We start from the raw sequence: 25,748 nt of genomic DNA, 5'->3' as shown, positions 1-25,748 counted from the left end.
TACATGTGGCGAATTAGCTCAGTGGTTAGAGCAGCGGAATCATAATCCGTTGGTCCGGGGTTCAAATCCCTGATTCGCCACCATCAATTATAATTTCCTTGTCTGTTTGAATGTTTGTTTGACTGAGTATTCTTAACATCATGAAAAAAAGGCAGATGTTGCAGTGCATTTTAATGGTCATGCTTGTCGGTGTGATCGGTTATGGCAATGCTCAGCTTGTGAGAAATTTCCCAATGGAAAGTAAATTTGGCCAATTGAAATCACATGCTTATCCACAAATCAAGATAGACAAAGAAACGATGGTGATGGGTGCCGGTGTGCAAGTCAGAGATGCCAATAATCTTTTTATCATACCGACAATGTTGAATCAAACCGGTTATATCCGTTATCAGATTGACAGCATGGGTCTAGTGTATCGAATTTGGTTTTTGACCCCGGAAGAAATCAAGTCAGCTAAGGAAGAAGAAAAAGTACGCAAGCAATCAAAATAGACGACAAAAAATCATATACAATCTTTTTATTTGTTTTTTCCGTGAATAACAAACTTTATATCAAAACCTTTGGTTGCCAGATGAACGAGTATGATTCGGACAAAATGGCCGATGTGCTCTATGCCGCTCATGGCATGGAGCCAACCGATGATCCGGCGCAGGCGGATGTAATTTTGTTCAATACCTGTTCGGTGCGTGAAAAAGCGCAGGAAAAAGTTTTTCATGATCTCGGTCGAGTCAAACATCTTAAAGCTGGGAATCCAAATTTATTGATCGGTGTCGGTGGATGCGTGGCCAGTCAGGAAGGTAAATCAATTGTTCGCCGTGCGCCGTTTGTAGATATCGTTTTTGGACCGCAAACGCTGCATCGATTACCGCAATTAATTGAGGCACGCAAAGTTACTGGAAAATCCCAAATCGATATTACATTCCCTGAAATAGAAAAATTTGATCATTTGCCGCCGGCACGTACCGAAGGCGCAACTGCTTTTGTTTCAATCATGGAAGGTTGCAGCAAATACTGCAGTTTTTGTGTAGTACCTTACACACGCGGTGAAGAAGTTTCCAGGCCTATTGTTGATGTGTTGACGGAAATTGCTGTACTGGCAGACCAAGGTGTTAAGGAAATTACGTTGCTTGGGCAGAACGTCAATGCCTACCTGGGTGTGATGGATGATGGCGAAATAGCCGACTTTGCCTTGTTGGTCGAATATATTCACGAAATACCCGGCATTGAGCGTATCCGTTATACAACATCTCATCCGAAGGAATTCACAACACGACTGATTGAGGCCTATGGTACATTGCCCAAGCTTGTAAATCATTTGCACCTACCAGTACAGTCGGGTTCAGACCGCGTTTTGGCGGCGATGAAACGTGGGTACAGTGTGTTTGAATACAAATCAATTATTCGCAGACTTAAGATCATTCGACCGGAAATTTCACTTTCTTCTGATTTCATTATCGGTTTTCCGGGGGAAACAGAAGCTGATTTTGAAGCAACATTGAAGCTGGTCGAAGAAATGAATTTTGACGAATCTTTCAGTTTTGTCTATAGTGCGCGTCCGGGTACGCCGGCAGCGGACTTGCCCGATGATACACCGCAGGCAGTTAAACTTGAGCGGTTACAACGATTGCAAGCACAAATTAATCAACAATCGCGCAAAATCAGTCAGCGTATGGTTGGTAGTAAGCAGCGCATACTGGTTGAAGGTATTTCCAAGAAAAATTCTGCTGAGATTTTTGGCCGTACCGATAATAATCGTGTTGTCAATTTCGCTGGAGACAAAGCTCTGATCGGTCAATTTATTCATGTTCAGATTACTGATGCATTATCGCATTCATTGCGCGGTGAAATATTTGATGCATAAAACTTGTATTTTGCTTGCAAAGTTTTCCTACTGCTGAGAAAATCGGTACATCTTAACAGTAACACCCTACATTGAAACCCAAACCCATAGAGATTTCATTTACTCCCGCAGATAATCAAAGGCTGGCAAATTTGTGCGGCGCACTTGACGAGAATCTGAAACAGGTTGAAACAGCACTTGATGTTACAATTTCCCGGCGTGGTGAACATTTCAGCTTGCGTGGCGAATCAGACCAGGCACAGCTTGCTGCGCAAGTTTTACGTCGTTTCTATAATCAATCACGACATCATCTGAGTCTTGAACAGATACAATTAGGTCTTATCGAAGCTAAAAATCCAACAAAAGCGGATACACAGATTACTAATGAGTTGTCTGCGGTGGAAAATGCTTCACCATCGTTAATGACGCGTCGTGCCAGTCTATGTGGCCGTACACAACGGCAGACTCAATATCTGCAGCAAATTCAGAATCATGATATTACGTTTGCCATCGGTCCTGCAGGTACCGGGAAAACTTATTTGGCAGTCGCCAGCGCCGTTGATGCACTAGAGAGAGGGCTGGTTACACGCTTGGTTTTGGTGCGGCCCGCAGTTGAAGCAGGGGAGCGTCTGGGTTTTCTTCCGGGCGACATGACGCAGAAAGTCGATCCGTATTTGCGCCCTCTCTACGATGCACTTTATGATCTGATGGGATTTGACAAAACCAGTAAACAGTTTGATCGTCAGGCTATTGAAATAGCACCACTTGCTTTTATGCGCGGTCGTACTTTAAATCAATCATTTATTATTCTGGATGAAGCGCAAAATACCACACCAGAACAAATGAAAATGTTTTTGACGCGCATTGGGTTTGGGTCAAAAGCTGTGATCACAGGGGATATTACGCAGATTGATTTGCCCAAGCATCAAAAAAGTGGTTTGACAGAAGTGAAACACGTGCTCAAGAACATACGCGGTATTGCTTTCACGCATTTCGAGTCTGAAGACGTGGTTAGACATCCGCTTGTGCAACGCATCGTGGATGCTTATGAAAAGCATGATCAACTGAAGCAAAATAGCGAATAAACTGTGTCTTGTAGTAACGTGAATATGATGGAGCATTCTTTTAAACTCGCCATACAATATGCGGTGAACGCGGAATCAGCAGCGTTCCCTACGCGCTCGCAGTTTCGGCGCTGGGTTAAATTGGCTTTAGAACAGGAAGCCGAAATTGTGATTCGTATCGTGGAAAAGTCTGAAGGGCGCACTTTAAATCACGATTATCGCGGTAAAAACTATGCCACCAACGTGTTGACCTTTGTTTATGACGATACGGATCCATTGTCTGGTGATATTGTGCTATGCGCAGAAGTCATTGAAAATGAAGCGCGTCAGCAGCATAAAGCATTGATGGCGCATTATGCACATTTGACAGTGCATGGTTTATTACATTTGCAAGGCTACGACCATGTGAGCGATGACGAGGCGACAATCATGGAAAAGAAAGAAACCCATATTCTTACCAGGCTGGGTTTTGAGGATCCCTATATCGCGTCTTGCGAAGCACTGACATTAGGTTAATGTCTAACGCTTTAATAATATCATCTTAAATGTACTTTATTCAGTCATATATCAATCAGTATGGACGACCCATCACTTAAAACGGGTTGGCTTGAGCGTGTCAGCACGATGCTCTTGCGCGAACCCGAAGATCGTAAACAGCTTATTACTTTATTACATTCCGCTTTTGAACGTAATTTGCTCGATTCGGACGCGCTTAGCATGATTGAAGGCGTCATGCAGGTATCGGAAATGCAGGCGCGCGATATTATGGTTCCACGCTCTCAAATGGATGTCATTGATATCAGTGAAACACCTGATAAATTTATTCCCTTTGTAATCGAAACCGCGCATTCACGTTTTCCTGTTACGGAAGGGTGTGAGGACAATATTATTGGCATTATGCTGGCGAAGGATTTGCTGCGTTATTATGCCGGCGAAGAAGAATTCAATATACGTGACATGTTGCGCCCTGCTGTTTTTATCCCCGAGTCCAAGCAACTTAATGTGTTGTTGAAAGATTTTCGAAAAAATAGAAACCATATTGCTATTGTAGTTAATGAATATGGCGGTGTGGCGGGTTTGATCACCATTGAAGATGTACTCGAGCAGATTGTGGGTGAAATCGAGGATGAGTATGATTTCGATGAGGATGAGGATAACATTGTGCTGGAAAAAGAAGGCAGTTATCGAATCAAAGCTATCACAGAAATTGATAATTTCAACGAGGCCTTGGGCGCCAATTTCAGTGATGATGACTATGATACAATCGGTGGACTCGTGCTCAACAAATTTGGAAGATTACCAACCCGTGATGAGTCAGTTGTCATTGATAACCTTAAGTTTACTGTATTGCGCGCTGACAGCCGCAGACTATATATACTGAAAGCTGAAAGAATCGAATCTGAGTCTGGACGCGCCTAAAATCATCTCGTTCATCTAAACAGGTAATTGATTACATGCGCCTGTGAGTGTTGAAAGTTTTGTGTAAAATTCGGCTAATGCCCAAAATAACCACGCGCACATTTGATTCTCAAGCATTTGAAGCATTGCATCGTTGTGGGTTTCCACCTGTACTGGCCCGTATCTATGCTGCACGTGGTATTGAGAACTCGGGACAGCTTGAAACGGAACTGACGCGTCTCATTCCATTTGATCAAATCAAGAATATAAAACAAATGGCCGGTTTGCTGGCAGATGCCATTGATACCGGCAAGCGTTTGCTCATTGTGGCTGATTACGATTCAGATGGTGCGACAGCCTGCGCAGTCGGCATACGGATATTGCGCAAAATGGGTGCCAATGTAGACTACCTGGTTCCCAATCGTTTTGAATATGGCTATGGCTTAACGCCGGAAATCGTGCGTCTTGCGCATTCAACTAAACAACCCGATATACTCATTACGGTGGATAATGGAATCGCCAGTATGGATGGTGTTCAAGCGGCAACAACGCTGGGTATGCAAGTACTGATTACTGACCATCATTTACCAGGCGACGAATTGCCTGACGCAGCAGCTATCATTAATCCCAATCAACCGGATTGCTTGTTTCCAAGTAAAAGTATTGCCGGTGTCGGAGTGGTTTTCTATTTAATGCTGGCTTTGCGGGCCGAATTTCGTCAACGTGGTGTGTTTCAGAACAAAAAAGAACCCAATCTTGCCAGTTACCTGGATTTGGTTGCGCTCGGTACGGTAGCCGATGTGGTTAAGTTGGATGACAATAATCGCATCCTGGTGCAGCAGGGCTTAAAGCGCATTCAAAAAGGACACGCATGCGCCGGGATCAATGCGCTTCTTAAAGTTGCGAGGCGCAATCCGCAACAAACCTCCACATACGATCTGGGTTTTATACTGGGGCCCAGATTGAATGCAGCCGGACGTCTTGATGATATGTCGCTGGGAATTGAGTGTTTGCTGACTGATGATGTCGCCTGCGCCGAGCAGATCGCGCAGCAACTGGATACACTCAATGTTCAGCGCCGTGAAATCGAATCGGACATGCAGGAGAGTGCGCTATCCAAACTGGAAAATACGCTGGATGCGGAGAAAGCTCAAATTCAAGCAGCTTACAGTATTTGCTTGTTTGATCACTGCTGGCATCAGGGTGTTATTGGCATTCTGGCGTCGCGTATCAAAGATAAATACCATCGTCCAGTCATTATTTTTGCACCAGGTAATGCGGGTGAAATGAAAGGCTCCGGACGTTCCATTCCGGGTTTTCATTTGCGTGATGCATTGGATCTTGTCTCCAAACGCTATCCGACACTCATCCAGAAATTTGGAGGGCATGCCGCTGCAGCCGGTTTGACGATACATACTGACAGTTTTGTTCAATTTTGCGAAGCATTCGAGGAAGTTGCACAATTGCTACTGACCGATGCGCACTTGACGCGTGTAATAGAAACAGACGGTGATCTGAACGAATCAGAGATCAATATGGAACTGGCGCATCTTCTCGCGCGGCAGGTCTGGGGACAAGGATTTCCTCAACCTACCTTCAATGCTTTGTTTTATATTGAAAGTCAGCGTATTGTGGGTGAGAAACATTTAAAACTGAAGCTTAAAAAACTGAATTCTGACAATTCCGAAACAATCACTTCTTCAGCAACAAGCTACGACGCTATTTTGTTTTTTTACAATGAATCATTACCCGAGGTTATCAGTGCTGTTTACCGATTGCAGATTAATGAATTTAATGGGAGATCGCGGCTTCAGTTATTGATTGAGCACTGGACGCAACCGGAGCCACAACCAGACAGCAGAACAGTCATGTGATCACATCATGAATATCGAATTCCTGCAAGGTAATGCACTTTTTAATTTGCCGCATTTCGCCACCAGTTTGGCAATCGGCTTGCTTATCGGTCTGGAACGTGAGCGTAGTCCGAACGCCAGAGCGGGACTGAGAACATTCGCTTTGGTTGCTTTGTTTGGCACACTTGCTGCTATGTTATCGGATAAAACAAATGCGCCATGGTTTTTAGTAGGTGGCTTGCTGATTGTGGGTTTAATGACAATCGCGGCGTATGTGCGTATCCAGGTTGACAGTGCTACTGACCCTGGAACTACGACAGTCGCCGCGATTGTTATCTGCTATGGTTTGGGGGCTACCGTCTGGTATGGTGATACCAAATTAGCGGTCATGTTGGCCATTATCACCACCGTATTACTGTATTTCAAAACAGAATTACATGGCATTACCCATAATCTGGGACGACGCGATCTGGTTTCTATTCTGCAATTTTCGGTATTAACTTTTATCATCTTACCTATTTTACCGAATGAAGAATTTGGACCTTACCAGGCCATCAATCCTCATCAGATATGGATGATGGTCGTACTGATTTCAGGTGTCAGTCTGGCGGGCTATGTAGCGCTACGCCTGGTGGGAGAACGTCATGGTGCCGTTTTGTTGGGTTTGCTTGGCGGTCTGGTATCGAGTACCGCTGCTACCCTTGTCTACACCAGACTTAGCAAAAATAATCAGTATTTCACCCAACTTGCGATTGTTGTTATTTTGATTGCAAATTTGACTGTTTTAATACGTCTTGCAATTGTCAGTGCGGTTGTTTCATCCGAAATTCTGCCGCAGCTGTTACCGGTGTTAGGGGGCGGCCTGTTATTCGGTGTCGGTGCAACATTTTATTGGTGGCACCAGTTGAGTCAACATGACAATATTCCGATTCCTGAAATTAAAAATCCAACCGAGTTACGGACTGCTGCGGGTTTTGGTTTGCTTTATGCCATTGTGTTGTTCTGTGCGGCGTGGTTATCGGATGTTGCCGGGAGCCGTGGCTTGTATGCTGTAGCGCTTGTGTCTGGTTTGACCGATGTTGATGCCATTACTCTGACGAGTTTGCGTTTATTTGAACTGGGCAAGCTAGAAGCGGCTGAGACAGTCACCGCTATTTCTCTAGGCATCATGTCCAATATTGCTTTTAAACTTGGGCTGATTTATTTTATCGGCAATGCGCTGATTGCAAGACGTTGCGCCACGGGCATGTTGACTACGGCAGGTGGCATCGGCCTGGCGTTACTGATTTTTATTTAAAAGACTATTTGATAAAGACTCATTTAAAACTTCAAAATTGGCTAGCCTGGAAAATTAATTTTGAAAATATTGAACTTTTAAGTTGTTTTGAAACCCCTTCTGTAGAAGTAACATAAAAGGATCCATTAGATACTTTATATTGTTAGTGTTTACAAAAAACAAATCTAGAGGAGAATTATTATGTTGGGAATACAAACCTCATAGCTTCGTGTACGGCTTTGTGAAGCCTGTCAATTATCACGAAAGTGAGAGTTGAAGCGGTAATAATTTGTCGATCTGTTAATAACCGGTTTTATTCCCAACGGACTGTTGAAAACAGCCCGTTTTTTATTCTGACTATATATTCAAACCGCGCGCAGAAGACTATTTCTTGTTCGGTTTTCAAGCAACAGTAGTGACTCGCTTGACTCAATCACAAATGTATCCAATTTATCCTCAAATATAGAATCTGTTGTAAACGATAATGACTTGTGTCATTGAGATGATCGTCTCGAGTAGAAATAGTATTAGAAAAATGGATTTATTTTCTGGGGGAATGGTTGCTTTAAAATGTTGCCAATATGGTTTTGTGTTTTACTGAGTTTGAATGCGCGATATTAAAATGGGCATGCCACTTTTATCTGATATAGCCTGTTCCAAAGCTTGATGGTTGATTTCAAAATCAACAGTCATGTTTTTTTGACTGTTTTTTTCTGCAAGGAAATCATTAATGGTGGCGATGACTATCTGTTTGTAGTCTGCATTTTTTACATTTTCTTCTTCAAGTGGCGGGTGTAGTTCAATATACAATTGATTGAGTAACCAACCTAACTTGATGGGTTGATTGACGATATTTACCTGCGTTCCGAGTGGCACTTTATCGAATAAGTTTTCAATATCTTCGGGGTACAGGCGAATACAGCCAGATGACACGCGCATACCGACGCCGTAAGGCTTGGCTGTTCCATGGATAAGATAGCTGCCCTTGCCGATGCTTAGCCGCATGGCGTGACGACCCAACGGATTATCGGGTCCGGGTGGAACGACATCGGGCAGCGGTGGTTCACCATTGGCAATTCGGTGTTTCTTGATGGATTCCGGCGGTGTCCAGGTTGGATCTTTCTTTTTTTCAATGATCTTTGATATGCCCAAAGGTGTTTCCCAGTCCATTCTGCCGATGCCCATTGGAAAAGTCATCACTATCGGTTTTTCACCATTTTTAGGTTCGGGGAAGTAATATAACCGCATTTCCGGCAAGTTTAACACCAGTCCCTTGCGTTCAGCCCGAGGAAAAATATGTCGGCTGGGCAGTATTACTTCTGAGCCGTCGTCTGGCATCCAGCGATCTACAGTGGGATTGGCCAGTACGATTTCAGTCTGGCCAATATCATACAAGCGAGCGATATCCAGTAATGTATCAGTGCGGCCAGCTTGTGTTGTACGTATTTGGCCAAAAATATCAATATCCGCTGGCGGCAGTATCCATGTTTCAGCGTGGATTGATGAAAAAGAAATACCATTGGAAATGGCGAAAAGAAATAGAAAAAATCTATGCATAAGCCATGTTGTACCCATTGATTGAATGTTAGTACTCCATCAACTTAGAAATGATGCGTTCAGGTAACTTTTCAGCGTTACTGGCGAAACTTGCCGCGACCAGTGGTGCTAAAATATAACTCATCGGACGACCATAGATACCGCGTCATTTCTAAGTTGATGGAGTTTCAGTTACAGCTGAAATAATAACCGAAATTTTTTGTTTGAAACAGGTAAATACACATGATTTGTAATGAAACTTTTGGGGATAAATGTCCGTTTGATTTTCTGCAGGTGTACGATAGAAAAAGCGCGTTATTCTCACAGATAGCTGGAGCGTGGCATCTGTAGACCTATTTTAGCATTAACAGTCTGTTAATAAACAGCTATATAGTTCTTTAGAGCAAGATCCCAGGGGCGGCTGTAGATGTGTACGCGCTTGGTCGCCTTTCCTTGCGAGTTGAATAAGCGACCATTGATATGTGTCCATCCAAGAATGCCCGCGCTCAAGTTATATGCATCAAGCCCCTTCTGCCGGAGTGACTGGGTATAGTAGCCACTGCGATATCCAATGGTGCAATAGACGATAATCTTTTTATTTTGGTATCCAGAGAGATTACGTTCAAAATGTGTCTCATCGATGGCGCCGGGTATTATGGAAACTTGACGTTCTTCCAGTGTGCGTACATCGACAATGATATGGTCTGAATCCTCATCGCTGGATAATGCATATAATGATTGACTGGAGATTTCGGGCAAATCATCGAATTCCAATTTTACCAGTGCATACGCTGTTTCCACAAAAATTTTAGGCGAAATATAGCATGCTGCAGCAAAACTGATGAATCCAAGTAAACAGAATCCTAAAAAATATTTTAACAGTCGCATATGCTGATGATAAAAAATATGTCTCGAAAAAGATAATTTACAGAAGGATATAATAAATACGAACTAGATAGCGTAGTTATTACCGGAATTTCTAGGTTGCGGGGCGCGAACGAACGAATGTTCTATTTAGAACATTGAAAATAATTTTGCACGAGTGGGTGAATAAGAGTTGGGTCTATATAACTATAGACCCAAAAGAAACAAATTATTTGCTTGTGGCTTGTGCATCAGCAACAATCTTGTTTGCATCAGCACATTTTACAACGACAATTTTACCGTTTGCTGTTTTGGTCATGCTTTTAACAGAATCAGATGCTTTTTTATCTCTACAGTTCATCCAATTGAGAATGTCCCCGGCACTGATAGGTGTAAGCGAAGATTCCAGATTTCCGCTAGCCATTGTGGTTGTTGAGCCAAAAATAAATATCGAAGCAAATGCGGCGATTACAAGTTTTTTCATTTTAGTTCCTCTCTCCTTGATTGGGTTTTTAAAATCATTTTATCTTGCCCGGAAATTCATTCCAGAAAAAACCATAACCAAGTAAATAGTAAGATTTGATTCGGGCAAGTTGCGTATGTTACCTTGGCCTGAACCGTGATTATTAACAAACAGCGGCTTTTAAATTGATAAAAGCATTAATCTTAATACTTACCTTAAGTATTTATGGTTATGGTTGCAATACAAAAAAGTACATGACAAATGACTTGGTCAAGTTATTACACGACTGTCTATATTACTTATTTAATTAGCAATTGCAATATTAACATTCCACTTAATTACAGTCTAGGCATAGTCTTGTTTAAAGTAAAGTGAGACTGAAATAAATTATAACCTGCTCATGATTCATTAATTGCCTGTAAAAAATTAGAATGATCAGCTATATAAGGTTTATAACTTTAATTATGGGTAATTGACATGTGTTTTTCCGCTACTGCCAGTTTTACGGTATCTGCAGCGCTGGTGCCGGTGGGTGTTTATTGTTTGAACGAATCATACAGGAGTAGGTGTTATCAAGCCTATTGGCCGTTTGCGCTCTATCCCTTGATTTTTGGTGTGCAGCAAGCTATAGAAGGGTGGCTCTGGTTGATACTGGAAACAGGCGATGCCGGATTGATACGAATACCCGCCTTAAGCTTTGTGTTTTTTTCTCATTTTTTTTGGTTATTCTGGATACCGTATTCATGTTATAAAATAGAAAGCGCAGAAAATAAGAAACAATTGTTTTTTATAATAACGGTTATGGGTGGATTGTTTGGTCTGGTTATGTATCTTCCCGTTTTGATGTTTGCTGATTGGATGTCAGTGTCTTTAATAGAACATTCCATTTCATACGAACTAACATTGTTGCTGGATGATTTTGTGCCACGTATAACGGTGCGTGGCGCTTATGTGTTAGTGATTCTGGTGCCGCTGTTATTTTCATCGGAGAAATATTTACGTTATTTCGGCATCATTATTGCGTTGTCTGTCTTGTTGGTAGCGCTTTTGTCTGCTAAGACATTTATTTCCGTATGGTGTTTCTTTGCCGCCATTTTGTCTTGTTACATGCTCTATATGTTTATCTGTTTGGAGAAACAAAAAACGGTACACTATTAAATAAACAAATAGTCAATTTTTTAATCAAATGACACATGTGAAATTATGATCTGGAAACCAAATGTAACGGTAGCTGCAGTTGTTGAGGAGGAGGGGAGTTTTTTGTTGGTTGAAGAACGGGAATCTCCCGGCGCTATGACATTATTTAATCAGCCTGCGGGACATCTGGAAGCAGGCGAGTCTCTGATTCATGCCGTTATCAGAGAAACACTGGAAGAGACTGGCTATACATTTGTTCCGGAGTGGCTGCTGGGCGTCTATCACTGGCATTCCACTAATAATGATACGACTTATCTGCGTTTTGCTTTTTCGGGTTGCGTCACAGATTTTGATCAGGACTATGTAAGAGAGGCATGTATTGTTAATGCGGATTGGCATGATATGCCGCAGATTGAAGCATTGACTATGCGTCATCGCAGTCCGCTCGTAAACCAATGCATACAGGATTTTTGTGCAGGTAAGCGATACCCATTGGAAGTTCTGACGCATTATAATTGAGGTAATGAAAAATAAACGTGTAGTTGTCGGCATGTCGGGTGGTGTGGATTCGTCCGTGGCGGCGTATTTGCTCAAGCAACAGGGTTATGATGTGATCGGTTTGTTCATGAAGAACTGGGAGGACGATGATACCGATTCGTATTGTTCTTCCCGGCAAGACTTTCTGGATGCAGTTTCGGTTGCAGATATTCTGGATATACCCATTGAGGCAGTCAATTTTTCAACTGAATATAAAGATCGTGTTTTTTCAAATTTCCTGTCTGAATATCAGGTCGGACGCACGCCCAATCCCGATGTGCTGTGTAATGCCGAAATCAAGTTCAAAGCATTTCTGGATCATGCCTATCAACTTGGCGCAGATTATATAGCAACTGGACACTACGCACAGGTACGGGAATTTAATGGTAAATTCCAGTTACTCAAAGGTGAGGACGGCACCAAAGATCAAAGTTATTTTCTTTATCGTCTGAATCAGACGCAGCTGGCCAATACATTATTTCCGATTGGACATCTATATAAGCGCGAAGTACGCAACATAGCCCGGGATTTAAAGTTGCCCAATTTCTCCAAGAAAGATAGTACCGGTATCTGTTTTATCGGGGAGCGTCCATTCAGGGAATTCTTGAGTCGCTACCTGCCGCATCAACCAGGTGAGATACAAACGCGTGAAGGCAAGGTGGTGGGTAAACATGTGGGGTTGATGTATTACACGATCGGACAACGACAAGGTTTAGGTATCGGTGGTACATGTGACGGGAGTGACGAACCCTGGTTTGTATGTGACAAGAATCTGGCTGAAAATATATTAATTGTCGTGCAAGGACACGACCACCCCAGCTTGCTGCAACCTTCACTCAAGGCAACTCACTTAACCTGGATAAGTGGTGAAAGGCCGCGTTGCAATTGGGTTTATGCTGCAAAAACCCGGTATCGGCAGAAAGATGCGCCTTGCACTATTGAGCGCTTTATTAATGATCAATGTCAGATTGACTTTGCCGAGAATCAGTGGGCTGTAACACCGGGACAATCAGTCGTAATTTACGAGAGTATGGTTTGTCTTGGTGGCGGGATCATTGCTGAATAAAATAGTTGGATTATTTTTGCATATATTGGAATCCAAGTTTCATAATTTAGGGTGTTAAGATGATAAAACAATTTATCGTGCTGTCAGTATTACTTTTCTGCGCAACTTTTGCCTATACGGCCGAACAGGATATTCTCGATAAGGTTGAAAGCAGTGCGCGTTCATGGCTTGCGTTAACTGACGAAGGTCTCTATACAAAAGGTTGGAAAAAAGCTTCTTCGCATTTCCAGAAAAAGTGGCCTGAATCTGACTGGGTCAAAGCTATTGATGCTATCAAGAAACCACTTGGATCAATGGAGGCCAGATATATCGCATCGGCCGGCTATAGTCAAGGGTTGTCGGGATTTCCCAAAGGGGAATATGTTGTTGTCCAGTTTTACACAACATTTAAGCACAAGGGGTTGGCAATGGAAACCATTACACTGGCTAAAGAAAAAGATAACTCATGGCGTGTTGCGGATTACGTTATTAAGTGAAATTTGAAGCTCGATTCTGAGTTTGGATTTTTATTTCCGCGCGCTGAGTGCAGGTTGTCCGTTGGATTATCACGGACTGTAATAATAAAAAAGGAGGTATCATGAAACATTGCATCAGGTCTTTGATCTCATCATTTTATTTGTTCGTTTTGTTGTGTAGTTTCAATCCGGTTTCTGCCGCGACGACTAACGAAATCGAAACAGTATTTAACTGGGCGGAATCCAGTTTTCCAGAACTGTTTCCAAATCATCAAGCTACACAGATGATTGATCCTTGGGCGTTCAGGTTTTATCCGTCAACGGGTGTCTACGCTGGGGTCAAAAATAATGACGTTTTTGTGTTAGGTGGTCCTTGGGGAACCGAAAGTCCAACATTTGTCGGTACACTGCCAGATGTGCTGGCTCAGATACAAGGTTCCGGAGGGAATGGAACTGTCCCTGCATGCCGTGATACTGCGGGTATTCCACCTGATATGGTTATTACCCAAAGTGGTAATGTAGTCAATATCACCACAAACGGTCAATGTATTCTGATTCCAGACACAGGGAATACCAATTTCTGTGAGCCGCCCGCGCCAGTTGAGCCAACCGGTATTTCCATTTTGAGTACATTCAATATCACTACTTTCCAAACAACCGGCATTATCATCGATCTGCCGGGCATTCCGAACCCATTTGATTCGCTTGCACAAAATACATCCAGTTGTATTATCAACGCTCCGGTAGATGCAACCAATCTTGTCGTGAACAGCGACATTTGTTTCGATATGACCAACCAGCTTTCAACAATTCCAAGTGGATTTGGAATAACCATTAATCCCCCGGTTACTGTTTCTACCGTTTCCTCAAGCACCAGCCAGCAAGTACCTGATTGCTTCGCCACTGATGCAGGCAGTATCTTCGATGCATTCACTGGTGAAACATGGGTTAATTTGAACGGTAACTTTGTATCATCTACCGGCCTTGGTACAAGCTTTTGATCATAGTTTATTGAGTCCACGTGCTCCGTGACGCAGTGTAATCATAATAACGCTATTCACCGCTACCAACCGGATGCGCATATTGCAATACCAATTTGTTTTGTTTTTACGATATGGGGCTGTCGGAAAATGGGAAAAGCAGCGACTTAATGAGATTAAAATATCAATTAATCAATATGTTGAAAATTTATTTTTTCTCAGAAAGCCATTTTCCGATAGTCCCGATATAGAAAAGACTGGCAATAAGAAAGGGCGATTTAAGTATGTTTTCATCAAATATTTATAAAACTTGGGAGCGATTGAATAAGCCTTGAAAGGTATGAAGAAGTGCGTGAGCTGGCGCTACTATTCCATTTACAGCAATATGCTCATATAAAATTCGACTTATATTAAAACGCAGACGGCGGGACAGTGGTTAAAAGGTTGATGTATAAGAAATAGTCCTTTCTGATTTGCGACAATAAGCGTGAAATTTGGTAATAAAAATTCAAATATGCTTGTCGAAATCATATTTTGAACAGAGTATTTGAAATTCATTATGTCAGCGTCAGAGTGTCTGAAAATTTATGTCTGCTGATTTCTTCCAGATGTTTCCTGGCGCGTTTGCTGACACCGGCTCCATGTTCGAGATAAGATCGGGCAGCCTGATCAGGTGAATAATGACTGACTTTATACCCTTGTTTTTCAATTTCGGCCGCTGACAACGAAGCCACTGTTAGCCGCCCTTTACCTAATTTGATGATTTGAAGCTTTTTGCCACTTTTCGCCACGATGATCGCTGTTTGACGGTGATGATTCATGACTACAGTTGGTTGCATGCTAAAACTTTGGCTAAATGAAAGAATACGATATTAACAAGTGTTGGTAGTTCTGAACATATTTTGGACCATGCGCATTACAAAGCGAATTCTATTTTTATCCCAAGGTGTGAATCTCGGCAGCTGATAGATATCAGCATGATTGTTTGCAGCACCCCAGGCAGTGGAAACAGCACCCTCAAAACCAATTTCCTTCAGCATGGCAACATGCTCTGGTAAATAATCCTGCCTGGGTTTTCCATTTGGATAGGCAAATAAGCGGACAGGTGCCTGGATGATGTCTTCCAGTAATTTCTTGCCATTCTTTATTTCAGTGTAAGCGACTTCATTATCCGTGCGTGCAAGAATCGGATGACTGACTGTATGGCCACCGATTTCCATGCCTGCGTGGTGTAGTTTCCTGATCTGATCTGCGGTCATCATCATATTTTCCGAGAGAGTGACCGGTATTAAATGGCATAATTTTTCAAGCTGCGCATATTTTTCTTCATGAGGCAGATATTTGAACTTGTTAATTAAAGCAAACAGTGTTTTTTGACGCTGCTCAAGCGAACCGATGTCATGCTTCCCAAAACCAATCTCATTTAAATCAAGGAGTTCTCCGGGTGCGTGTCGTATGAGTTCAATTACTTTGTCATTCCACATCATGCCGCCATTAATAAAAGCGGCCGCAATAAAAAAAGTAGCCGTTGCATTATATTTCTGCAAAACCGGTAGCGCAACTTCTGCATTATTTGCATAACCATCATCAAATGTAATGCAGGCAGCCCGACTGGGTAATGTGCCATCTTGCAGACGCTGAATTGCTTCATGCAAAGGCAGTATGTTGAAGTGACTGGATAAAAAGCGGATATGTGTATCAAAGATTGCGACATCTTCTTGTTCGGACAGCAATTCGTCGGGTTCAGGAGAAATACTATGATAAAGAACAATGGATAATCGCGCGTATTTGCCCGATGGCGAAAATAATGAAATTAATTTGTTCACGAAGGCGGTTTCCAGTGAGGTGAATAAATCGGACATCAGGCGGTGTCCTGTGGTCGTTGCCCACTCACGATGAATGCGTGACTCAGTAATTGACCAAAGAACGGGATATGACGGAAGACCCATTTGGTCAGACGCGTTTCAACTATCCACTGATAGCGGTACCAGCGTGCAGGTAAGATTGGCAGCCAGTATAACCGAATATTGGTTAAACCGTTTTTTCTCATTAATTGATGTAAGTTACTGACTGTTTCATAGCGCAAATGGATGGGTTTATTTCGGATTTTGCGCGAAAAATGTTCCCAGATGTGTGGCAAGCAACGGCTGTTTAATGCGTCTATAAAAACATATCCACCTGGTCTGATTATCATCGATAACCCCTGGATTGCATTTGCTGAATCATCCAGGGCTTGTGTCACGCCGAAGCAAATTATGCCATCAAAGTAATTTTGTTTAAGGGGAATTTTGTTGATATCCGCTACACACCATGAAATGGATTCTTCCCCCTTGGCTATCGCCTTCTGTAAAGATGGAAAAGAGTAATCTAGCCCAACGATATCCACACCTTGTTTTGCTATAAACCTTGAGTAGGTGCCTGCACCACAACCAGCATCAAGCCAGTATTTTTTTTTCAGTATATAGTTGTTGCTATTCCAAATTTCCTTGAACTTACGCAGGCGGGCATCCAGGCCTGTGGGTGACCATCCCGCTATACCGGCGTCATCCTCTGCATTTGTAGCAAAACTTTCGAATCGTTTTCGCCATAATTTTTCAAATGAACGTGGTTTATTCATTGATTAATAAAATTGATTGATATCCAGTGGGGAAAATTTATTTAATGTTTTTCAGCCAGGGATAAATAAATTGAATGATAGGGTGCAACACTGACTTCCCAGTTACGTTTTTCTTTTACTTTATACAATCCATTTTTGATAATTGAACTAAAATCGGGCTTTAGGTAGGTTGATTTTAGTAGCTCAATCAGGTCATCCAAACTGCCTGCCTTGAATAGCAAACCATCTTCCTGATCAATAATAAGTTCTTTGTGGCCGCCCACATCTGAGGCAATACATGGTCGTCCCATTGCCATCGCTTCCAATGGTTTTAGCGGTGTAACCAGATTAGTTAGTCGCATGGGCAGTCTCGGATACACGAGTAAATCAATGATACTGTAATACCTCATTACTTCGCTGTGGTTAATTCTTCCTGTAAAAGTCACTTGATTTAAAATATCTAGTTGAGAAGCGATTTCTTTCAGTTGTTTTTCAGCCTGACCACCGCCAACCAGTAATAAATGTAAATCCGGGCATTCATTTTTTAAAGCCGCTGTTGCTTTTATCAGTAATTCCAGGCCTTCGTATTCGTAAAATGAACCGATAAAACCAAGAATTCTTTTATTAGAAAGATTTAGCTTTGATAAAAGTACTGCATCTTTTTCGTAAATAGGCTGGAACTGATCGGTATTTACAGCATTGGGTATGACGGTAATTTTGTCTGGAGAAATGCCACGAACCTGAATGTCTCCTCTCAGGCCTTCGCATATGGTAGTGATATGGTCAGAACGTTTTAACACATAGGTTTCCATCGCTCTGGAAATTTTGTAACGCAAATCGTTTTCCTGACAGGCGCCGTGACTTACTGCCGCATCTTCCCATGAAGCACGCATTTCATAGAGCACGGGAATATTATGTTTTTTCCCTGCATATAAGGCTGCTAACCCATTTAGACAAGGTGAATGTGCATGAATGACGTCGGGCTGTTCAATGTTAATAACAGTATGAAGCCGATTGATTAAAGTCAAGATGACATCCAGTTGATTAATGACAGGTAGCTTACTCAGGAATGAAGGGTATGTGCGATAAAATCTCAGACCATCGATTTGTTCAATCTTGTCGGTGCACTGGCTGTTCTCAGCGTGTTTACAGCTCGTAACCAGTGCTGTTTGAATACCCATTTGGTGTTGAATGGATAAGATTGAACGGGTGCGAAATGTATAGCCGCTATGTAATGGTAAAGAATGATCAAGCACGTGAAGCACTTTAATATTTTTAGCCATGACTGATGCGGCGATTAAACATTTTAACAAGGATAAACAAAAAGAGGATTCCCAATATTATGTTCAACATAATAATGGAAATGACTTTGTACTTGAGTGAAAGTAATTTATTTTGTTGTTGTAAACTGTGTGGATCGGGGTATAGTCGAATCTCCTGATTAATTCCGAGTAAAATCCCGGTAATCTGCTCTGCCATCCTGGAGTAGGAGCCTGCTAATTGAATGAGCGGATTAGCATCATAACTAAATACATCATTTGCCCATATTAAAAATAACTGCGGCATACCTCGTTGATAATAATCCAATGCGGCAGCATTATCTTTAAAGCCAAATTGTTCCTGGATAATTTTATGAATGATCAGTTGATCAGGTGAAGTACTAAGCATTTGACGAAACTCCAGGACAGACAAGGGTTCACCTTCGGAATTGCTGACATAAAATGCATAAAAAGCATCAATGAAAACCCATTTACCTAGTTTTTTATCAAAAATTTCATTAAACGCATGACCATAGCCACTGTAGCCGTCAAATGAGATGCCCCATTCTCTGACCGGAATTTCCATGGTATGGGCTATGCCGTTAAAAACCTGGGTGTAGTCAGAACACCATCCTATACCTTCACTCTGCATTTTCTTGAGTGCATCAACCGTATTGGACATAATAGGTCCCCCACGTCTCTCTCGGTCAATGATTTTCTTTGCAGCGAGAAGAAACTTGTCTAATTCCGACATGTCTGGTTCAATAGGCAAGCTCTCAATAAATTGCTTAAAATATAAAGGCGGTAACGCAGTTTCAATTTTAAAATCAGCCGGATAAGTTGATGGGTTCCAGATAAAATCATCAAGATGGCCAGGTTGATGTACCAGAGAATTTCGAATGCGCGCAGCTTCTTCTGAAGGTGTTGCTATAGAGAATAAATAAGCGCAGCTGATTACTATCCCAAGGATAACCATACTTAACTGTAGAAAATAACGTTTTTTTATCATTCCCAGCACATCCCTATATATTTTGCGTTTAATTTATTCCGTTCTTTAATATTGACTAAGTCTAAAATGATTTGTTCTGTTCTGGAAGTTTCAATTAATGTCGTAATCAGGTTTCGGTCTGTTATACCTACAACGATTATTTCGCTTGTATTCAATAAGTTTTCATAATCCGTTGTCATCAGTGAACCAATGTGTGGAATACTTGTTTCTATAAAGCTTTTGTTCGCGCCAATTAACTTGGAAATATTGACTTCAGGGTCATAGATTTTGAGTATGTAGCCCTTGCCAATCAGCTTCTCGGCCAGATCTACTAGCGGACTTTCACGTAAATCATCTGTTCCGGTTTTAAAGCTGAGTCCTATAAAACCAACTTTTTTCAATCCGGAAAGCATTATTTTTTGTAACGCCTGATCAAGATGTACCCGGTTTGACGGCAATACTGCTTTTAGCATCGGAATATCGATGTCATTTTGTTTGGCTATATAGTTGATTGCTCTGAGATCTTTGGGCAAGCAACTGCCGCCAAAAGAAAAACCGGGCTTCATATAAGCACTTGAGATGTTCAGTTGTTTATCCTTGCAAATAAGCTCCATGACAGCGTGCGGATCGACCTTGATAGATTCGCACAAACGTGCCACTTCATTTGCAAATGTGATTTTGAGTGCATGAAAAATATTACAAAAATACTTCATCGTTTCTGCAGTGGCAATATCTGTAAAAATTATTTCCCCAGGAAGACTGGAGAATAACTTTTCAAAAACTTCCTTTGGTTTATTCGAGGTTACACCAGCAACAGTAAAGGGTGGTTTGTAGTAATCTTTGATTGATGTCCCTTCGCGTAAAAATTCGGGCTGAAAGCATACATCGAAATCGACACCATTCACTTTTCCAGAAATTTTTTCCAGCATTGGAATGAGCGTGTTCATTACCGTTCCGGGTATCAGTGTTGAACGGAATATAATGATATGATGGTCATTTTTTAATTTAAGCGCTGCTCCCAGTTGCTCTGTCAGCCGCAATACCGCTGTTTGATCCTGATTTCCATTGGGTTGAGAAGGTGTGCCAACACAAACAAAAGATAAGTTTGTTTGGGCTATGGCCTCTTGTGTGGATTGTGTAAGTTTTACACGGCCTGCAGCGACAACCTCCTGAACGAGTTCTGGCATTCCGGCTTCAATAACCGGAGATTTTCCTGATCTTATGAGGTCCAGTTTGGTATTATCTATATCAACACCCGTTACGTTGTGGCCTTCTTTTGCAAGACACGCTAAAGATACTGCACCGACATAACCTAGACCAAATACACTGATATCCATTCCAACTCCTAATTTATAAATTTCAAATTTCTGAAATGTTTTTACTTAATTTTAAGCCAGCCCGTTTATGCACTGAATTTATTTACGATTCTTAACGCAATTCAAAATGAGTGATTCCATTTTGCTCATGCTCTCATGCCAAGAATGATTAGATAACATTCGTTCTCGGCCAGCTTTGGCATATTTATCCCTTAACGACGCTGATTCCATCAGGCTAATCAGTTTCTCGGCATATTCGGCTGGCGTATCGGCTGTTAAAAAATGTTCGCCGGAGACAGCATCAATACCGTCTGCAGCAAGAGAACTGGAAACGACAGGAACACCCATTGCCATTGCTTCTAGAATTTTATTTTGTGTTCCACGGGCAATATTCAGTGGCGCAATCATTGCGGCAGTTTTTAAAATATATGGACGTACATCTTTAACGCTTCCTGTCACGTGCACACCTTTTATTCTTTCTAGTGCCTTGATTTCTTTGGAAGGTTCTGCGCCAACAATATAAAGTTCTGTTTCAGGTATTTTTTGTTGTATTAGCGGCAAGGTGTGTTGGCAAAACTCCAGCATACACTGCTGGTTGGGAAAATAATCCATGCGACCTATAAAAGAAATGCTCAGGGGATCATAGGCAGTGCCGTCGGGTTGAAAGAAATCAGCATCAACTCCATTGGGAAACCAATCCGTTCTTATTGCTGTACCATAGCTCCTGAGAGTGGATAACTCCGCTTTTGTGGTGCAGGTGGTTAAATCAAATCTTGGCGCCAGTTTTTTTTCGGAATATTCCATTTTCATACCTTCCCACCAGTACCCCAGGTTTAACGGAAAAGGTTTGAAGCCTCGATAGGTCAGCCATTTTTGGGAATCCATGTCACCATAATCCAATATTTTTGGAATATGCTTAACATTTTCCACATACTGAGCGACAGAGGAGCAGTGCACAAAGATCAGATCAAAATTCTCTGTCTCCAGCCAGGAGTTAATCTGTTTTTTTAATTTTCTACTATAAAAGTAGGCCAAGGAAGATGGTGTTGGTACCGGTAAATATGCAATCATGCGTGCCCATTGCACAGATTCATTGATCAGTCCAATTGTATATTGATGGCAATAATCTGCTATGCCTGCGCATTCATCGTATTCTTGTTGTGACCTGGCCAAAGATGCAACCCACACTTGATGGCCCTGTTCCGTCAAATATTTAATCATGTTAAATGGGCGGATCTTGCCACCACGCTTGGGTGGAAAAGGAAAACGATGACAAATATACAAAATTTTCATTGGATGAGTTGTTTTAAATCTGCTTCCAGGGTTTCCGGTGTGACTTGATCAAGCATCAGTCTCGACCAGATCTCAAAGTTAAATAATCCGATCAAAATATCAGTATGATCGCTTTTTCTATCAAGATGCTCTTTTATCAGTATCTGCACGACATCGGAATTAAAGACGCCACGCGCTTTGATGGCATCAGGACTTAATACAGATTCTAAAAGCGGCAATAACTCTTTCTTTATCCATGCTCCCATCGGTGCACCGAAGCCGCGTTTTTTTCGATAAAGAATTTCTGGCGGCAGCAGATCCGATAAACATTCTTTTAAGATGTATTTAAGCTCTCCGCCGCTAATTTTGAGCTCCGGGGGCATGCTGCACGCTAATTCGACCAATTCATGATCGAGCAATGGTACACGGCATTCAAGTGATGTTGCCATCGTCATTTTATCTGTCAACATCAACAGATCATCAGGAAGTTGCGTTAAGCGATCAACTTCAAATAACTGGTGCAATTCCGAGACATCTGAGCAACCTTGAAAAGCATTCAAAACTACGTCATTAGCTTCCCAATCCATTTCATAATTCAACAAACGGTCACGCAGTTCTTTATCCGTTATTTCAATATACGATTTGTAGCGCTGTTCAACAGGCATTTCAGCTGTCAGCATGAAGCTTTTTGCCAACCGGCTATAGTTTAGCCACTTGGAGTGACGATCGCTGGGTAACAAACGCGCCAACGGCAGAATTGCATTTTTTCTCAACCATGATGGAATTTTTTGATAAAACTGATTGTAGTATTCACCTTGATAGCGCCGATAGCCACCAAATAATTCATCACCACCGACACCGCTCAGAATAACTGTAACATCCTGCTTGGCAAATTCAGATACCAGGTAGGTGGTAATAAAAGCTGTATCGGCAATAGGTTCATCCATATGCCATAAAAGTTTTGGTAAAAGATGAATAATATCAGGCTTAACTATAATTTCATGATGCTCGGTACCGAATAAATTTGAAACTTGTTTAGCGTAAGGCAATTCATTATATAGTCGCGCCGGGCCTTCAGTATCAAATCCAATGGCGTAGGTTTTAACAGGCTTCTGAGTATGTTTTGCCATCAAACCAACAACCAGGCTGGAATCTATCCCGCCGGATAAAAAAGCTCCAACGGGGACATCGCTGACCATCTGGGAAGAAACTGACTTTTCAAGCTGTTCACGAATTTCTTTTTTCCACTGACTGGCAGAATAAGTGCGTTGTTTGTAATCCGGTTGCCAATATTCTGTGATGGAAAAATGGTCTTTGCTTGCTCTGATATATGAAGCAACCGGTAATTTTCGTACGCCTTCAAAAATAGAATGGGGTGCCGGTACGTAACCCAGTTGCACATATAATCCTGCAGCAACTTTATCTAGCTTGGGCGTAAGTCCTTGAAATTGAAAAAGTGCTTTGGCTTCTGTGGAGAATAAAAGAACGTTGTCGTTCAGGTGATAATAAACAGGCTTGATGCCAAGGCGATCACGCGCAATGATCAGCGTTTCTTTATCTGCATCCCATAGTGCCAACGCATACATGCCGTTTAGATGTTGCAGAAAATCTTCACCATACTGCTCATAAAGATGGACTATCACCTCTGAATCGGAATGGGTGGAAAAATGGTGTCCAAGTTTAATCAGTTGCTGCCTGAGTATTTGAAAATTGTAAATTTCACCGTTACAAACCACTGCAATACGTTTATTCTCGTTGAATAACGGTTGATGTCCACCCTCTAAATCAATGATAGACAGGCGGCGCATGCCAATAGCCATTTGATTGGAAGTGAATATACCTTCGTCATCCGGGCCACGATGGGCGGTAATTTTTCCCATCCGGTTCAGTAACGATGCGTCAAGCTTTGTACCCGCACGTAATGCAATGCCGCCGTATATTCCACACATGAGTTAAGACTTCACCAAGTTAATTGAAAGTAATTGGAATGATAAATTCGTAAATGCAATGACCTGGAAAAACCAGGTTTTCAAAAGGTAAGTTTGTTCTTCGATAGGTAAGAAGCTCATGTTTTGCGCTCTATGGATTCCTCGGGCAGGACGGGCTCATTTTTTTCTTTTAAAATCCTTAAGGTTATGATCAATATAGCCAGGTAGTGATAGAAAAGATCAAAATATGCTAAGCCCAAAAAGGCACCGCCCACCGCATATCCTATGAATGAGACTTGCAGCATTGCTGCGAGATCAAGCGCCCATTTGTCTTCCACAGTAGATTTGGCAATTTTTATTATTTTATTTGCAGTGAGCCAGTAATGAACAAATAACATTAAAAAAATGAACAGACCGACAAAGCCATGTTCAGCCAGAATTTCGAAATAAATACTGTGATAATCGTGGAATGTTGCAACACCCGCCTCAACCTGATGTGGGACGTAACGTATATAATTCTCAACGCTATGACTTTCAAATCCCCCTCCTGTTATGGGGCGATCGCGCGCTAACTCATAACCAAATTCCCAGGCTTTTAAACGCGCCATGGCGGACCCATCTTCTTCATAGGTTTTTATGGTACCCATTCGATCATGCCATGATTGTGGCATAACCATATAAAAAAATGGTGACAGCATTAACAAAGCAAAAAAGATTATTGCTTTTCGGGAGCTTTTTAACCATAAAAAAACCGCCACTGCTGCGATCGCCAAAAATGCGCCGCGTGATTGTGTGCCTAGAATTCCAATAGGAATAAGGAACATTGATAGCATTAAGCCGTAGCGCACCCATTTATTGTAGGTATTTAAATATAAATACCAAACCAATGGTAAAATCATAACCAGTGCAAGGCCAATTTCTGTATTGCCTGCAATAAAACCTCCGCGAGGCCCCAAAACATGAGAGCCTCCACCTGTTGTTAATGTAAAAATGCCGCCTTTAAAACCATAAAACCCGATAGAAATAACAATTATCCAGACGAGTATATGTACTTTTTCCCGATCAACCAATGCAAACAGCGTTAAAAAAATAACCAGCTGGATTTTTATTATTTTCTCCAATTGAGGCCAGGCTTCTTCCGGATACATTGCAAAAATAGTCGAAACAAGCATCCATACATTAAAAAAGATCAACCATCCCATTGTGGGTGACCAAAAGAATTTAAGCTTCTTAGAGGAGTAAAAAAAAGAAATTAGCGTTACCAGCCCGGTTATTTGGGCAAAAGGAAAATAAAATGCCAGACCCCAGGCTAATCGATGTGGATTCATATAGCCAATCCAGGACCAGAGATAAATGCCGATATGCGGTCTTTTAAATATAAAAGGTAAGACGCCGAAAATGATCAAAAATACGAGCAAGTCTCTCAAGCAATACCCCCGGATTTCGGCAGTCCGATTAATAGAAGCACAAACTTGATTTGAATCTTAAAAATGTACATCTTTAAAAGGTTTGATATAAGAATGCTCTATATTCGCAAGTAAAATTAGTTTCTTTTCGAAAAATGCCTTGAATCATTATTCGATGACTGTTAACGGCAACTAGCGATAAATCTGAAAGAAATGAGCGCTGTGCTCGATCATTTATGACGACACTGTGACTTTATTTTTCAGTTCGATAACATACTTCAATATTGATTGTATCTATTGAACAGTTGGACAATATGGAGTCCATCGAATGCAAGTAGGTGTTGTAAAAAGTATTTGAAATCAGCCATAAAAACAGTTAACGACCAATGTCTGACGGTTTACCCCGCGCCGGTCGGATGTGCGCTGCATCGAGCGACGCGATGCAAATCGTTTCAACCATGAAAAAAAATTTCTTCTGCTAGTTACATATGTTGACTGTTCCTAACTCCGCTAA

General features: G+C 41.7%; 24 protein-coding genes and 1 tRNA gene. 13 read left to right on the top strand and 12 right to left on the bottom strand.

What is annotated here, in order from left to right:
* Positions 1–7 precede the first annotated feature (7 nt).
* From C8R11_RS05220 to C8R11_RS05185, 8 genes are all read left to right on the top strand, one after another.
* Positions 8–83, top strand: a tRNA-Met gene (locus tag C8R11_RS05220).
* Between the two features lie 57 nt (positions 84–140).
* Entirely contained in the window at positions 141–491 is a 351-nt protein-coding gene (locus C8R11_RS05215) for a hypothetical protein (protein WP_107794774.1), read from the top strand.
* 41 nt (positions 492–532) lie between these two features.
* Entirely contained in the window at positions 533–1,861 is a 1,329-nt protein-coding gene (gene miaB, locus C8R11_RS05210) for a tRNA (N6-isopentenyl adenosine(37)-C2)-methylthiotransferase MiaB (RefSeq protein WP_090699495.1), read from the top strand.
* A 71-nt stretch (positions 1,862–1,932) separates the two neighbouring features.
* Complete coding sequence (locus C8R11_RS05205; RefSeq protein ID WP_107794773.1) at positions 1,933–2,925, top strand: PhoH family protein; 993 nt, start codon at positions 1,933–1,935, stop codon at positions 2,923–2,925.
* 27 nt (positions 2,926–2,952) lie between these two features.
* Positions 2,953–3,420, top strand: coding sequence for an rRNA maturation RNase YbeY (gene ybeY, locus C8R11_RS05200; RefSeq protein ID WP_107794864.1), 468 nt, complete (start codon positions 2,953–2,955; stop codon positions 3,418–3,420).
* A gap of 60 nt (positions 3,421–3,480) precedes the next feature.
* Positions 3,481–4,323 carry a CorC family transporter gene (locus C8R11_RS05195; protein WP_090699490.1) on the top strand — a complete coding sequence of 281 codons (843 nt, stop codon included), beginning with the start codon at positions 3,481–3,483 and terminating at the stop codon, positions 4,321–4,323.
* Between the two features lie 77 nt (positions 4,324–4,400).
* Positions 4,401–6,176: a single-stranded-DNA-specific exonuclease RecJ gene (gene recJ / locus C8R11_RS05190; RefSeq protein WP_107794772.1), complete on the top strand. Its 1,776-nt coding sequence runs from the start codon at positions 4,401–4,403 to the stop codon at positions 6,174–6,176.
* A gap of 7 nt (positions 6,177–6,183) precedes the next feature.
* Positions 6,184–7,452, top strand: coding sequence for an MgtC/SapB family protein (locus tag C8R11_RS05185; protein WP_107794771.1), 1,269 nt, complete (start codon positions 6,184–6,186; stop codon positions 7,450–7,452).
* A gap of 573 nt (positions 7,453–8,025) precedes the next feature.
* Here the strand turns inward: C8R11_RS05185 and C8R11_RS05180 are convergent.
* From C8R11_RS05180 to C8R11_RS05170, 3 genes are all read right to left on the bottom strand, one after another.
* Positions 8,026–8,988, bottom strand: a complete 963-nt coding sequence (locus tag C8R11_RS05180; protein WP_107794863.1) for a L,D-transpeptidase family protein — start codon at positions 8,986–8,988, stop codon at positions 8,026–8,028.
* Positions 8,989–9,342: 354 nt separating this feature from the next.
* Positions 9,343–9,768, bottom strand: coding sequence for a rhodanese-like domain-containing protein (locus C8R11_RS05175; protein ID WP_181258165.1), 426 nt, complete (start codon positions 9,766–9,768; stop codon positions 9,343–9,345).
* Between the two features lie 292 nt (positions 9,769–10,060).
* Positions 10,061–10,315 carry a hypothetical protein gene (locus C8R11_RS05170; RefSeq protein WP_090701355.1) on the bottom strand — a complete coding sequence of 85 codons (255 nt, stop codon included), beginning with the start codon at positions 10,313–10,315 and terminating at the stop codon, positions 10,061–10,063.
* Between the two features lie 456 nt (positions 10,316–10,771).
* Between C8R11_RS05170 and C8R11_RS05165 the strand changes: the two genes are divergently transcribed.
* From C8R11_RS05165 to C8R11_RS05145, 5 genes are all read left to right on the top strand, one after another.
* Complete coding sequence (locus tag C8R11_RS05165) at positions 10,772–11,452, top strand: DUF6629 family protein (RefSeq protein WP_090701352.1); 681 nt, start codon at positions 10,772–10,774, stop codon at positions 11,450–11,452.
* Positions 11,453–11,497: 45 nt separating this feature from the next.
* Positions 11,498–11,950: an NUDIX hydrolase gene (locus C8R11_RS05160; protein ID WP_090701350.1), complete on the top strand. Its 453-nt coding sequence runs from the start codon at positions 11,498–11,500 to the stop codon at positions 11,948–11,950.
* A 4-nt stretch (positions 11,951–11,954) separates the two neighbouring features.
* Positions 11,955–13,034, top strand: a complete 1,080-nt coding sequence (mnmA, locus tag C8R11_RS05155) for a tRNA 2-thiouridine(34) synthase MnmA (protein ID WP_107794769.1) — start codon at positions 11,955–11,957, stop codon at positions 13,032–13,034.
* Between the two features lie 59 nt (positions 13,035–13,093).
* Entirely contained in the window at positions 13,094–13,510 is a 417-nt protein-coding gene (locus C8R11_RS05150; protein WP_107794768.1) for a DUF4019 domain-containing protein, read from the top strand.
* Positions 13,511–13,611: 101 nt separating this feature from the next.
* Positions 13,612–14,490, top strand: coding sequence for a hypothetical protein (locus tag C8R11_RS05145; RefSeq protein ID WP_107794767.1), 879 nt, complete (start codon positions 13,612–13,614; stop codon positions 14,488–14,490).
* A 536-nt stretch (positions 14,491–15,026) separates the two neighbouring features.
* Here C8R11_RS05145 and C8R11_RS05135 read toward each other — a convergent pair.
* From C8R11_RS05135 to C8R11_RS05095, 9 genes are all read right to left on the bottom strand, one after another.
* On the bottom strand, positions 15,027–15,308 hold the full coding sequence (locus C8R11_RS05135) for a hypothetical protein (RefSeq protein WP_146159078.1): 282 nt from the start codon (positions 15,306–15,308) through the stop codon (positions 15,027–15,029).
* Positions 15,309–15,341: 33 nt separating this feature from the next.
* Positions 15,342–16,331 carry a polysaccharide deacetylase family protein gene (locus tag C8R11_RS05130; RefSeq protein WP_244907550.1) on the bottom strand — a complete coding sequence of 330 codons (990 nt, stop codon included), beginning with the start codon at positions 16,329–16,331 and terminating at the stop codon, positions 15,342–15,344.
* Complete coding sequence (locus C8R11_RS05125; protein ID WP_107794764.1) at positions 16,331–17,086, bottom strand: class I SAM-dependent methyltransferase; 756 nt, start codon at positions 17,084–17,086, stop codon at positions 16,331–16,333. The genes C8R11_RS05130 and C8R11_RS05125 overlap by 1 nt, the downstream gene beginning before the upstream one ends.
* 41 nt (positions 17,087–17,127) lie before the next feature.
* Entirely contained in the window at positions 17,128–18,348 is a 1,221-nt protein-coding gene (locus C8R11_RS05120; protein ID WP_342352454.1) for a TIGR04063 family PEP-CTERM/XrtA system glycosyltransferase, read from the bottom strand.
* Positions 18,341–19,333: a transglutaminase-like domain-containing protein gene (locus C8R11_RS05115; RefSeq protein ID WP_107794763.1), complete on the bottom strand. Its 993-nt coding sequence runs from the start codon at positions 19,331–19,333 to the stop codon at positions 18,341–18,343. Before C8R11_RS05115 ends, C8R11_RS05120 begins: the two co-directional genes overlap by 8 nt.
* Positions 19,330–20,649 (bottom strand): nucleotide sugar dehydrogenase, encoded by a 1,320-nt coding sequence (locus C8R11_RS05110; protein WP_107794762.1) that lies wholly within the window; start codon positions 20,647–20,649, stop codon positions 19,330–19,332. The genes C8R11_RS05115 and C8R11_RS05110 overlap by 4 nt, the downstream gene beginning before the upstream one ends.
* A 78-nt stretch (positions 20,650–20,727) precedes the next feature.
* Complete coding sequence (locus C8R11_RS05105) at positions 20,728–21,921, bottom strand: TIGR03087 family PEP-CTERM/XrtA system glycosyltransferase (RefSeq protein WP_107794761.1); 1,194 nt, start codon at positions 21,919–21,921, stop codon at positions 20,728–20,730.
* Positions 21,918–23,849: an asparagine synthase (glutamine-hydrolyzing) gene (gene asnB, locus C8R11_RS05100; protein WP_107794760.1), complete on the bottom strand. Its 1,932-nt coding sequence runs from the start codon at positions 23,847–23,849 to the stop codon at positions 21,918–21,920. The genes C8R11_RS05105 and asnB overlap by 4 nt, the downstream gene beginning before the upstream one ends.
* 116 nt (positions 23,850–23,965) lie before the next feature.
* Positions 23,966–25,246: a putative O-glycosylation ligase, exosortase A system-associated gene (locus tag C8R11_RS05095; protein WP_280142083.1), complete on the bottom strand. Its 1,281-nt coding sequence runs from the start codon at positions 25,244–25,246 to the stop codon at positions 23,966–23,968.
* Positions 25,247–25,748: the final 502 nt, after the last annotated feature.

The organism is Nitrosomonas aestuarii, from assembly GCF_003046585.1.
GTDB lineage: Bacteria > Pseudomonadota > Gammaproteobacteria > Burkholderiales > Nitrosomonadaceae > Nitrosomonas > Nitrosomonas aestuarii.
This window is presented reverse-complemented; position numbering and strand designations above follow the sequence as displayed.